This is a genomic window from Streptomyces sp. NPDC045431 (assembly GCF_040646655.1).
Classification (GTDB): Bacteria; Actinomycetota; Actinomycetes; order Streptomycetales; family Streptomycetaceae; genus Streptomyces.
Genome location: NZ_JBEZAQ010000010.1, coordinates 54,773 through 66,676, shown reverse-complemented (window position 1 = coordinate 66,676; position 11,904 = coordinate 54,773). Strand labels below are relative to the sequence as shown.

Below are 11,904 nucleotides of genomic sequence, written 5' to 3'. Positions count from 1 at the left end.
CCGGGGCCTGTCACTGGAGGGAGTCTAAAGGCAGGCGCGACGGGCGCGGCGGAGGTTCTGTGCGGGTTCCGGCCAGGACCGGCACGATTGTCGCCCCTATAACGCCCTTATGCGCCGGGCTTCGGCAGTACGGGCTCGAGGGCGTCCCACCGCTGGATCTCGCAGCCGTCGGTCCGCTGGAAGTGGGCGTCCACCTGCTCTCCGCGCCAGGTTCCGGTGATGTGCGCGGTCGCGTCGCCGCCGTGCTGCATGGTGCACAGCTGGTCCTTGCCGACGGGCGCGAACGGGTCCTTGCCCTCCTGTGACAGCTCCTCCAGCCGGTTGCAGGCGCCCTGCACCTTGGGGTGGGTGCCGCTGGCGGTACGCGTCCCGCACTCCAGCTCGAAGGTGCCGTCCAGCGCGGCGTTCCCGGAGCCGGCCACGGTGACGGTGAGCTTGTCGGTCGCCGCCGCGAGCAGCGGGACCGTCGGCAGCTCGGGGATGAGGGGCCCGGTCGTACCGGCCAGCGCGGCGGGCGCGGCGGCGCCGAGGGCGGCGAGGGACGCGGCGGTGGTGAGGACGAGACGGCGCAGCATACGAACTCCAGGGGTACGGAACCACGAAACCGTCGGGACACCCCGGCTGCCGGACGTGGGGTCCGGAAGCCCTGGCATCCCTCACCTCACTAACGCTCCACCACCCCGCGCGTTGCGCAACCCGTAACCCTTTGCTCTGCGCCCTGCGCGCCTAGTACCGTGGGGAGCGATTGGTGACACCCCCCTGGGCTGTGTCATCATCTGCACGCACGCACCACTCGCGCTCGCGTGGGTGTGCAGGCTTGGAGGCGTCGCCTAGTCCGGTCTATGGCGCCGCACTGCTAATGCGGTTTGGGCCTTAAAGCCCATCGAGGGTTCAAATCCCTCCGCCTCCGCCAGCCCCACCCGAAGCCCCGGCCCCACGGCCGGGGCTTCGGCCGTTCCCGGGCCCTCCGCCCGGCGCGACCGCCCCCGGGCCCTGATCGCCGAGCGGGGCTTTGGCCGCCGAGCGGCGCTTTGGCCGCCGAGCGGCGCTTTGATCGCCGGGCGGAGCTTTCACCGCCGGGCGCGGCCATGATCACCGGACGCGGGGCGCTTCACCCGATCGCCTGCCGGCCCGATGGGTGCTGTGCGGCCCTCTTCGCCCGTGATCCGGGGCGCCCCGGTCCCCGATCTGCTGCCCCGTGGATCTTCGTGCGGGGGTATTTGCCCAGGTCGGAGGCGGTTTGGACAATGGATTTCGCGTCACGGCGCAGGTCATGTAATGTTGTTCCCGCAACGCCGACCGGGAAGAAAAACCCGGGAAGCACAAGCACTCGTAGCTTAACGGATAGAGCATCTGACTACGGATCAGAAGGTTGCAGGTTCGAATCCTGCCGAGTGCACAACACGCCAGAGGCCCCGGACGAAAGTCCGGGGCCTCTGGCGTTGCCGGACGTACAGCAGCGGAGTGCGGCAGCGGAGTACGGCAACCGGGTGTCAGCCGGCCCCGCCCATCGCCTCGGACGGCTCCGCTCGTGCATCGCGGATGCCGGCGTCGCCCTCCACCGCCCTCCACCGCCCTCCACCGCCCTCGGCCGGCCTCGGGTGAGACGCATTTGGCGTGCTCAGCGGTCATGCGCTTGAGTGTCCACGTCAAATCATCAAGAGCTACGAGGGGTTGACGTTGAGTAAGGCAGCACGGGGGATCGCGGCCGGAGTGGTGCTGATGGCCGTACTGACGGGGTGTGGTGGTTCGGACGACGGTCTGGACGCCTTCCGCGGGGACGACGACAAGCCCCCGGTCACGCTGACGCCGGACATGGTCCGCACCGCCCTCCCCAGCAAGGCGAGCGCTCCTCAGGGCTTTACGGGTGACGACATCGAGGTCGAGGTCGGCGACGAGGCCGTCGAGGCCTGCAGCGACTCGACCGAGTCCAACTGCGGCGGGCTGCTCAGCATGGGCAGCACCGACTTCGATACGGATGCCGACGGCCGGGGCGACAGCTCCGACTACGACGGTGAGGTCGTCTTCGGCCTCCTCGCCTTCCAGAGCCCGGACGACGCCAGGGCCACGTACAAGGCCCTGGTCACCGAGGAGCGCCGCAAGGCGGGGCAGGACGGGAAGAACGCGAAGATGGTGAAGGTCGACGCGGGTGCCGAGGAGACCGAGGCCTTCGAGGACGCCGACGGCGAGACCATGATCATGATGCGGATCGGCAGCGTCGTCGCCGTGGTGAACGGCGACGGCACCTTCGTGCAGAAGCCGAACTACAACGACCTCGCGAAGCTCCAGATCGACCGGCTGAAGAAGACCGCCCTGGGCATGAACCCCGACGCGTGATCCGCTGAGCCGCCCACCCTCCGGACCGGCCGAGGCGGCGGCCGCCCACGAGGCGTACGCGGCCGCCCGGCCCTCCGGGGCCGAAGAAGAGCAGCGAGTCGAGTGAGACCGCCCAGGAGGGACCACATGACGCAGCACGGAGCCATCGCGATAGAGCGCATGGACGGGGCGGCCGCTGTGCGGGCCGAGGGAGCGTTCAAGCTGATCTACGCCGAAGCCTTCGCCGAGCCCCCGTACAACGAGACCGCGGACGACGTCGCCGCCGCCTTCCGCCGCTTCCCCGCGCAGGCCCGCAACCGCGCCTTCCGCGCCGCCTTGGCCCGTGCCGAGGACGGTGAGCCGATCGGCATGGCCTACGGCCACCCCCTCAGGCCCGACGCCGTGTGGTGGGACGAGCTGATCGAGCCCGTGACCGACGACATGCGGCGCGAGGACGGGCAGCGCACCTTCGGGCTCATGGAACTCGCCGTACGCGGACCGTGGCGCGGACGGGGTGTCGCGCGGCGTCTGCACCACACGCTGCTCGACGGCCTCGGAGCAGAACGGGTCCTGTTGAACGTCCACCCGGCGAACCAGGTGGCGTCGGCCGTTTACCGGGCGTGGGGATACCGCAAGATCGGCGAGGCGCGTCCGGGGGGCGAGGGTGCGGACCTCCATGACGTGATGCTGCTCGATATGCGCTGAGAGGGCCGGGACCGCTCGATCGGCGTTCGGCGCCTCCTCGTACGATCCACCGATGGAGATGGACACGGAACAGCCGGATGTCGTCTGGTGGCTGGACGGATACAGCAAGGAAGACGAGTTCCTGCGCACGCAACGCCCCATCAGCCCGGAGCAGATAGTGCAGTTGCGTGAGGTGATCCAGCCCGACGCGGACGACCCTTGGATGCTGTACGGCTACGACGTGCCTCTCGCCGTGTGGCCCGCGGTGGACGCGATCCTGCAGTGTGGGCCGCCCGATCCGGACCTGGACTACCAGACCTCTGCCACCGCGCCCGACTGATCGATGAAGACGCCTTCGGGCACTAGGTTGGCCGGCATGCGAAGTGATCAACTGCCCTCACAGGTCCTGCGCGTCGCCGCCGCGCAGGCGTGTCCCGTCGGCGGGGACGTCGAGGCGAATGCCGCCGTCGTCGCGGACATGGTGCGGGAGGCCGCCGCGAGTGGGGCGCGGGTGGTGGTGTTCCCCGAGAAGTTCCTGACCGGATACGAGCCCGGGCTGATCGCCGCCGAGCCGGAGCGGTGCGCCGTGCAGGTCGACGACGGGCGGCTGGATCCGGTGCGGGAGGCGTGCCGGGACGGTGAGGTCGTCGGGGTGGTGGGGGCCGCCGTGCACGAGGCGGGGGAGCTGTACGTGTCGGCGCTCGTCGTCGACGACGAAGGGCGGCTCGCCGGGCGGTACGACAAGCAGACGCTGTTCGCCGGTGAGCGCGAGGTGTACCGGCAGGGGGAGGCCGGCTGCACGGTGGAGGTGGACGGGTGGCGGCTCGGCATCGGGGTCTGTTACGACTCCGGGTTCCCCGAGCACGCCCGGGCCGCCGCGCTCGACGGGTGTCACGCGTACGTCGTGGGGGCGCTGTTCGGAGTCGGGAACGGGTACCACGAGTCGCGCATGTGGTTCCCGGCCAGGGCGTTCGACAACACCGTGTACACCGTGCTCGCCAACCACGTGGGCGTGACCGGCGGCTGGCACACCTGCGGCGGCAGCGGGGTGTGGGGACCCGACGGGCGGCTCGTGGTCGAGGCCGGGCCCGACAAGCGGGAGGTCGTCGTGGCGGACCTCGACCCGGCCGTGCTGCGCGCGGCGCGGGAGGCGCGGCCCGTGCTGCGGGACCTGCACGACACCGGGTCCGCGCCGCGCCTGCGGTACCGGGGCTGAGGTACCGGGGATGACCAGGGCCGTCGGGCTGCGGTGGCAGGAGCGCCGGCCCGTGCTCGTGTGGGAGCGGGGGCGGGTCAGCCCGCTGTCGTACGGGCGCGAGATCGGGTTCCGGGCCGTCGGGGAGCGGCGGTGCGCCGGGGCGCGCGGGCGGCCGTGCGTCGTGGGGGCCGTGGTGGGCGGGCGCAGTACCGGGAGCCGGTGCGCCGAGTGCGCCCGTCTGGACCGGGCGCACTCCGTGGCGGCGGACGCCGCGGCGGACGACCCGAGGACGTACCGGGTGTACCTCGCGTGGTTCGGCCCCGGCATGGTCAAGGTCGGCATCACCGCGGAGGAGCGGGGTGACGCGCGGCTGCTGGAGCAGGGGGCGGTGGCGTACACCTGGCTCGGGCGCGGGCCGTTGATGGCGGCGCGGCGGACCGAGGAGGTGCTCGGTACGGCGCTGGGGGTGCCGGACCGCATCCCGTACGCCGCCAAGCGCGCCGCGCGCGTACGGCTGCCCGACGCGGGCGAGCGGGCGGCGGAGGTGGAGGCGCTGTACCGGCGGGCCGCCGGGGTGCCCGGCTGGGGAGAGACCCTGGAACGGGCGGCCGAGCCGCGGGTCGTCGATCTCGCCGAGGTCTTCGGCCTGGAGCGGGTCGACGCCGTGGACGGTGTCGTCGGCGAGCTCGTCGCCGGAGGGAGCGTGCGCGGGACGGTCGTCGCCGTCGCGGGGCCCGACGTGCACCTCCTCGCCGGGGACGGGCGCCGGATCGTCCTCGACACCCGGCTGATCAGTGGGTGGGACCTCGTTCCGGGTGATGCCGACGCCGCTGTCACCGTGCCGGTCGTCCACGTGCCGCGCGGGGAGCAGCCCGGGCTCTTCTGAGGGGCGTCCGACGGACCCGACGGACCCGACGGACCCGACGGACCCGACGGACCCGACGGACCCGACGGACCCGACGGATCCGACGGCCTTTCTGGCCTTTCTCAGGGAAATCACAGGGACGGCCAAGGCTTCTCTCAGGCTCCTTCGCCATCGTGAGTCCATGCCTACCGAGACCGGACTCCGCGTCCTCGTCGTCGACGACGAGGCATCGCTCGCCGAACTGCTGTCCACGGCCCTGCGGTACGAGGGGTGGGAGGTGCGCTGCGCCGGGGACGGCGCCGGGGCGGTGCGGGCCGCCCGGGAGTTCCGGCCCGACGCCGTCGTCCTGGACGTGACGCTGCCGGACATGGACGGGCCCGCCGTGGTCGGCGGCATACGGCGCGAACTGCCCGGGGTGCCCGTGCTGTTCCTGACGCCGAGGGACGCGAGCGGGGCGGCGGTGCGGGTCGCGGGGTTCGCGGCCGGCGCGGGCGACCAGGTCACCAAGCCCTTCGGCATCGAGGACGTCGTCGCGCGGCTGCGCGGGCTGACCCGGCGGTCCGGCGCCGCGCGGCGCTCGCGGCTCGTCGTCGGCGACCTGGTCCTGGACGAGGACAGCCGCGAGGTGTCGCGCGGCGGGCAGGCCGTCCACCTGACCGGCACGGAGTTCGAGCTGCTGCGCTACCTCATGCGCAACCCGCGGCGGGCGCTGAGCAAGGCCCAGATCCTCGACCGGGTCTGGAGCTACGACTTCGGCGGACACGCCAACGTCGTCGAGCTCTACATCTCCTACCTCCGCAAGAAGCTCGACGCCGGACGGCCGCCGATGATCCACACCCGGCGTGGTGCTGGGTACCTCATCAAGCCCGGCGCATAAGTCGTTGTACGGCGTAGAAGGGGCACTTGTACGGTGTACGGGCCTGAGTCTCGTACACCGTACAAGGAGCTCCCGTCATGACGGCGACAAGCGCCGATCCCCATCCCGCCGCGCCGCCCACCGGCAGCGGCGGGCACCCGCAGCGCTGGCTGATCCTCGGCGTCATCTGCCTCGCCCAGCTGACCGTGCTGCTCGACAACACCGTCCTCAACGTCGCGATCCCCTCCCTCACCGACGAGCTCCACGCCTCGACCTCCGACGTGCAGTGGATGATCAACGCGTACTCCCTCGTCCAGTCCGGCCTCCTCCTCACCGCCGGCAACGCCGCCGACCGCTACGGCCGCAGGAAGATGCTGCTCCTCGGTCTCGCCCTCTTCGGGGTCGGCTCGCTCGCCGCGGGGCTCGCGCAGTCGTCCGCGCAGCTGATCGCCGCCCGCGCGGGTATGGGGATCGGCGGCGCGCTGCTGATGACCACGACCCTCGCCGTCGTCGTCCAGGTCTTCGACGAGGCCGAGCGGGTCAAGGCCATCGGCCTGTGGGCCACGGTCAGTTCGCTCGGCTTCGCCGCCGGGCCGCTGCTCGGCGGGTTCATGCTCGACCACTTCTGGTGGGGCGCGATCTTCCTCGTCAACATCCCGGTCGCGGTCCTCGGGCTGGCCGCCGTCGCCGCGCTCGTACCGGAGTCGAAGCACAAGCAGGGCGACCGGCCCGACGTGCTCGGCGCCGTGCTGTCCACCATCGGCATGACCGCCGTCGTGTACGCGATCATCGCCGGGCCCGAGCACGGCTGGGCCTCCGGCCGGGTCGTGGTCGCCGCCGTCCTCGGTGCCGCCGTCCTCGGTGTCTTCGCGGTCTGGGAGCTGCGCACCCCGCACCCCATGCTGGACATGCACTTCTTCCGCAACCAGCGCTTCGTCGGCGCCGTCGCGGGCGCGATCCTCGTCGCGTTCGGCATGACGGGCTCGCTCTTCCTGCTGACGCAGCACCTGCAGTTCGTGCTCGGGTACGGGCCGCTCGACGCGGGCCTGCGAACGGCGCCGCTCGCGCTGACCATCGTCGTCCTCAACCTGACGGGCGTCGGCGCCCGGCTGCTGCCGAAGCTCGGTACGCCGCGGACCATCGCGCTCGGCATGGCCCTGGTCGCCGCCGGGCTCGCCGCCATCGCCGTCCTGGGCGGGGCGCACGGGTACGGCGGCATGCTGCTTGGGCTCGTGGTCATGGGCGCGGGTGTCGCGCTGGCCATGCCCGCGATGGGCAACGCCATCATGAGCGCGATACCGCCGGAGAAGGCGGGCGTGGGCGCGGGGATCAACGGCACGCTCGGGGAGTTCGGCAACGGGCTCGGCGTCGCCGTTCTCGGAGCCGTCCTCAACGCGCGGTTCACGGCGGCGGTCGCCGGGGCGGGGGTGGCGGCCGTCTCCCTCCCTGCGGCGCTCGCCGCGGCCGACGGGCCGGCCGACCGGGCGCGGGTCGCGGACGCGTTCGCCGCCGGTCTGGAGACCAGCCAGCTGGTCGGCGCGGTCGCGGTGCTGGCGGGCGGCCTGCTGGCGGCGGTGCTGCTGCACCGCGCCGAGCGGGGCGGTGTGGAGCGCGGAAGCGCCCAGCCGGGCCCGGCCGAACCGGACCGGGCCGACCCGGACGCCGCCGAGCGCGATCGGGCGTAGCGGGGCGGCATAGCGGGGCCGGGCACAGCAGGCGGCGGGCATAGCATCAGGGCCAGGATTCGAGGAGGACAGCCCATGGTGTCGGCAGCCGACCGCGCGAAGCACCCGGCCCGTGCGAGCGTGTGGCTGGAGGGCGGCAGAGCCGCGCGATCGGCGGGCCGCAAGGCTGGACGCGGGGCGGAGCGCACGGCCGAACGCGGGGCGGAGCGCACCGCCGACCAGCCCTCCGGGCTCGACCGGGACCGCATCACCGCCGCGGCGGTCCGGCTGCTGGACGCCGAAGGGCTGGAGAAGTTCTCCATGCGGCGGCTCGCCGCGGAGCTCGACGTCACGGCGATGTCGGTCTACTGGTACGTCGACACCAAGGACGACCTGCTGGAGCTCGCCATCGACGCGGTCTTCGGCGAGCTCGACCTGCCCGACGCCACGACCGGCGACCCGGACTGGCGGATCGAGCTCCGCGCGCTGGCCGTCGGCTACCGCGCCCTGCTGGTCCGCCACCCCTGGGTGGCGCCGCTGGTAGGCCGGTTCCTCAACATCGGCCCCAACTCGCTGGCGTTCGCGCTCTGCGTCCAGCGGGTCATCGGCAACACCGGTCTGCCCACGTACGCCCAGACGGGCGCGACCCAGGCGGTCTTCCAGTTCGTGTACGGATTCGGCACGGTCGAGGGCCAGTTCATGCAGCGATGCGCGAGCGCGGGCATGAGCCAGGACGCGTACTACCGCGAGGCGCTGGCCGCGATCCACGAACGGCCCGGCTTCGAGGAGGACTTCCGCCGGGCCACCGAGCTGATGGAGGCCCGCGGCGGCGACACCGTCGACGAGATGCGCGAGCGCGACTTCGACTTCGCGCTCAAGCTCCTGATCGCCGGCATCGAGGCGATGACCGCCTCAAGCGACTAGGGCAGCCGCTCGCCGCGTACGGCCTGGATGTCGAGCTCCACCCGTACCGTCGTGCCGATCGCCGCGATGCCCGCCTGCACCACCTGGTTGTAGTTCATCGCGAAGTCCTCGCGCCGCAGCTCCGCCGTCGCGTGGAACGCCGCGCGCGTGCCGCCCCACGGGTCCGGGCCCGTGCCCAGGTACGTCAGCGACAGGTCCACCTCGCGCGCGATGCCGCGCAGGGTGAGGGAGCCGTGGACCGTCCAGCGGTCCGGGCCCGCCGGGGTCAGGCCGTGGCTGCGGTAGGTGATCTCCGGGTACGTCTCCACGTCCAGGAAGTCCGGCGACTTCAGGTGCTTGTCGCGCAGGCCGTTGCCCGTGTCGATGGAGGCCGCCGCGATCACCGCGTCCACGCGCGACGCCGCGAGGTCCGGCGTGATCTCGATGCGGCCGCCGAAGTCGGTGAAGCGGCCGTGCACGCTGGAGATGCCCAGGTGCTGTGCCACCGCGCCGACCGACGAGTGCGCCGGGTCCAGGGTCCAGGCGCCGGGCGGTGGCAGCTCGACGCCGCCCGCGCGGGCCAGGACCACCGTGCCGAGCTCCGCCCGGCCGTGCCCGGTGACCAGCGCGGTGCGCGCGGCCGGGGCGTAACCGAGCGCCGTGACGACCACGGTGTACGGGCCCGGCGCGAGCGGCGCCTCCGCGACGACGGCTCCGTCCGGGTCGGCGTCGGTCCGCGCCACCTGGGCGCCCGTCATGTCGGTCACGGTCACCACCGCGTGCTGGACCGGCCAGCCGTCGCGGGTGCGTACGTGTGCGTGCAGTGCCATGCGGGTTCTCTCCTCGTACGAAAGAAAGCAGGGGCGGCAGGCCGTCCCCTGCCTGCCGCCCCCTCATCGGGTGTCTCCGCTCGATCCACCCGAGCTGTGGGTCACTCGCCGGGGTGGGCGAGTTCTATGTCGTGGCCGTCGAGGCCGTGTCCGGTCACGGTGAGCGCGCCGGCCACCGGCGGGTAGCCGGTCGCGATGAGCGTGTACTCGCCCGCGTTCAGGTCGGCGAAGCCGTACGCGCCGTCCTCGCCGGTCGTCGCCGTGGCGACGACGTTGCCGGCCGCGTCGACGAGCGTCACGCGTGCGTCGGCCAGCGGGCGGTGGTCCGCCCCGGCCCGTACGGTGCCCTGGAGCCGGGCTCCGGCCTCCAGCAGCGCCTCGACCCGGGTCACGCCCTGGCCGCCGATCTCGGCCGGCAGGGCGAGCGGCCGGTAGCCGTCGGCGTTCACCGCGACGGTCACGGCGCCGGGTACCAGCTCGCCGAAGGCGAACGTGCCGTCCTGCGCCGACGTACCGGAGGCGAGGACGTCGCCGCGTACGTCGGTGACGATGACCATCGCGCCCTCGACGGGCTCCCCGCCCTCGGCGGCCCGGACCGCGCCGGCGAGGCCGCTCGTACCGGAGAGCAGGATGTCGTGGCCCAGCGGCTCCGCGCCGACGACGACCGTGGACGCCTGCGGCTGGTAGCCGTCGGCGGAGGCGATCAGGACGTACGAGCCGGAGCCGGGCGCTTCGAGCGCGTACGTGCCGTCGGCGTGGGCGACCGAGCGGCCCAGCTGCCGGCCCCCGAGGGAGATGAGGGTGACCGCGGCGCGGGCGACGGCCGTGCCGTCGGCGGTGCGGACGGTGCCGGTGACGGGGGTTCCGCTGCCGGGGGTTCCGCCCGCCGGAGCGGCGACCGGGGAGGCCGCCTCGGGGGCCGCAGCGGTCGCAGTGGTCGCAGCGGTCGGAGCGGCCGGAGCGGTCGCGGCAGCGGGCTCGCCAGCGGGCTCGGGCGTGGGCGTCGCGTTGCTCTTCAGGGCGACCTCCTTGATGAACAGGGTGACGAGGAACGCGATGAGCGCGAAGGGCGCCGCGTAGAGGAAGACGTCGGCGACGCCGTGCCCGTACGCGCTCTCCATGACGGTCCGGATGGGGGCGGGCAGCGCGTCCAGGTCGGGGATGCCGCCGCCGCCCGTGCCGCCGTGGCCGAGGGCCGCGCCCTGGGGGCCGAGGTCGGCGAGGCCGTCCTTGACGTAGTGGGTGACCCGGTTGGCCATGACCGCGCCCAGCGCGGAGACGCCGACGGCACCGCCGAGCGAACGGAAGAAGGTGACCACGGAGGACGCCGAGCCGAGGTCGGCGGGGGCGACCTGGTTCTGGGTGCACAGGACGAGGTTCTGCATCATCATGCCGAGGCCGAGGCCCAGGACGGCCATGAAGACCCCGATGTGCCAGTACTCGGTGTCGTACCGGATGGAGCCCAGCAGGCCGAGGCCCGCCGTCACCAGCACACCGCCGGCGACCAGCCACGCCTTCCAGCGGCCGGTGCGCGTGATGATCCAGCCGGAGACGGTCGACGAGACGAACAGGCCGGCGATCATCGGGATGGTCATGACGCCGGACATCGTCGGCGACTTGTCGCGCGCCAGCTGGAAGTACTGGCTGAAGAAGACCGTGCCCGCGAACATCGCGACGCCGACGAAGAGCGAGGCGAGCGAGGCGAGCGCGATGGTGCGGTTGCGGAACAGCCGCAGCGGGATGATCGGTTCGCTCGCGCGCGACTCGACGAAGAGGAAGACCGCGCCGAGCACGACCGAGCCGGCGACCATGGTGTACGTCTGCCACGACAGCCAGTCGTACTTGTCACCGGCGAAGGTGACCCAGACCAGCAGCAGCGAGACCGCGGCGCTGATGAAGAGGGCGCCCGCCCAGTCGACCTTGACCTGCCGCTTCACCACGGGCAGCTTCAGGGTCTTCTGGAGGACGATGAGCGCGATGACGGCGAAGGGCACGCCGACGTAGAAGCACCAGCGCCAGCCGAGCCAGTCGGTGTCGGTGATCACGCCGCCGAGCAGCGGGCCGCCGACGGTCGCGACGGCGAAGGTGGCGCCGAGGTAGCCGCTGTAACGGCCGCGCTCCCGCGGGGAGATCATCGCGGCCATGATGATCTGGGCGAGGGCGGTCAGACCGCCGACGCCGATGCCCTGGACGACGCGGCAGGCGATGAGCATGCCGGTGTTCTGGGACAGACCGGCGACGACCGAGCCCGCCACGTAGATGACGAGGGCGAGCTGCACCAGCAGCTTCTTGGAGAAGAGGTCGGAGAGCTTGCCCCACAGCGGGGTGGTGGCGGTCATCGACAGCAGGGCGGCCGTGACGACCCAGGTGTACGCGCTCTGGCCGCCGCCGAGGTCGGAGATGATCTCCGGCAGGGCGTTGGAGACGATCGTCGAGGACAGGATGGCGACGAACATGCCGAGCAGCAGCCCGGACAGCGCCTCCATGATCTGCCGGTGCGTCATGGGCGTGCCGTCGCCGCCACCGTCTCGGGTCTTGGCGTGGTGGCCGCCCCGCACACCGGGTGGTGTGGTCGTAGCCATGAACTT

Annotated in this window: 11 protein-coding genes and 2 tRNA genes; 10 read left to right on the top strand and 3 right to left on the bottom strand. The window is 72.5% G+C overall.

What is annotated here, in order from left to right; translation table 11 throughout:
* Positions 1–107: 107 nt before the first annotated feature.
* Complete coding sequence (locus AB0A69_RS21210; protein WP_361423971.1) at positions 108–575, bottom strand: SSI family serine proteinase inhibitor; 468 nt, start codon at positions 573–575, stop codon at positions 108–110.
* A gap of 244 nt (positions 576–819) precedes the next feature.
* Here AB0A69_RS21210 and AB0A69_RS21205 point away from each other — a divergent pair.
* From AB0A69_RS21205 to AB0A69_RS21160, 10 genes are all read left to right on the top strand, one after another.
* Positions 820–913: transfer RNA gene (locus AB0A69_RS21205), tRNA-Ser, on the top strand.
* A 413-nt stretch (positions 914–1,326) separates the two neighbouring features.
* Positions 1,327–1,399 (top strand) — tRNA-Arg (locus tag AB0A69_RS21200).
* Between the two features lie 281 nt (positions 1,400–1,680).
* Complete coding sequence (locus AB0A69_RS21195; protein ID WP_361423968.1) at positions 1,681–2,337, top strand: hypothetical protein; 657 nt, start codon at positions 1,681–1,683, stop codon at positions 2,335–2,337.
* Between the two features lie 126 nt (positions 2,338–2,463).
* Positions 2,464–3,021 carry a GNAT family N-acetyltransferase gene (locus tag AB0A69_RS21190; protein ID WP_361423965.1) on the top strand — a complete coding sequence of 186 codons (558 nt, stop codon included), beginning with the start codon at positions 2,464–2,466 and terminating at the stop codon, positions 3,019–3,021.
* Positions 3,022–3,073: 52 nt separating this feature from the next.
* Entirely contained in the window at positions 3,074–3,340 is a 267-nt protein-coding gene (locus tag AB0A69_RS21185; protein WP_361423962.1) for a hypothetical protein, read from the top strand.
* A gap of 36 nt (positions 3,341–3,376) precedes the next feature.
* The gene (locus AB0A69_RS21180; RefSeq protein ID WP_361423959.1) at positions 3,377–4,216 is read left to right on the top strand and encodes a carbon-nitrogen hydrolase family protein; all 840 of its coding nucleotides are present in this window, start codon (positions 3,377–3,379) and stop codon (positions 4,214–4,216) included.
* Positions 4,217–4,226: 10 nt separating this feature from the next.
* Positions 4,227–5,084, top strand: a complete 858-nt coding sequence (locus AB0A69_RS21175; RefSeq protein ID WP_361423956.1) for a DUF2797 domain-containing protein — start codon at positions 4,227–4,229, stop codon at positions 5,082–5,084.
* A 160-nt stretch (positions 5,085–5,244) separates the two neighbouring features.
* Positions 5,245–5,940: a response regulator transcription factor gene (locus AB0A69_RS21170; RefSeq protein WP_361423953.1), complete on the top strand. Its 696-nt coding sequence runs from the start codon at positions 5,245–5,247 to the stop codon at positions 5,938–5,940.
* A gap of 77 nt (positions 5,941–6,017) precedes the next feature.
* Entirely contained in the window at positions 6,018–7,604 is a 1,587-nt protein-coding gene (locus tag AB0A69_RS21165; protein ID WP_361423950.1) for an MFS transporter, read from the top strand.
* A 75-nt stretch (positions 7,605–7,679) separates the two neighbouring features.
* Complete coding sequence (locus tag AB0A69_RS21160; protein ID WP_361423947.1) at positions 7,680–8,507, top strand: TetR/AcrR family transcriptional regulator; 828 nt, start codon at positions 7,680–7,682, stop codon at positions 8,505–8,507.
* Here the strand turns inward: AB0A69_RS21160 and AB0A69_RS21155 are convergent.
* Both AB0A69_RS21155 and AB0A69_RS21150 read right to left on the bottom strand, forming a co-directional pair.
* Positions 8,504–9,316: a YceI family protein gene (locus AB0A69_RS21155; protein ID WP_361423944.1), complete on the bottom strand. Its 813-nt coding sequence runs from the start codon at positions 9,314–9,316 to the stop codon at positions 8,504–8,506. The genes AB0A69_RS21160 and AB0A69_RS21155 overlap by 4 nt on opposite strands.
* Positions 9,317–9,417: 101 nt before the next feature.
* Positions 9,418–11,898, bottom strand: a complete 2,481-nt coding sequence (locus AB0A69_RS21150) for an MFS transporter (protein WP_361423941.1) — start codon at positions 11,896–11,898, stop codon at positions 9,418–9,420.
* Positions 11,899–11,904 lie beyond the last annotated feature (6 nt).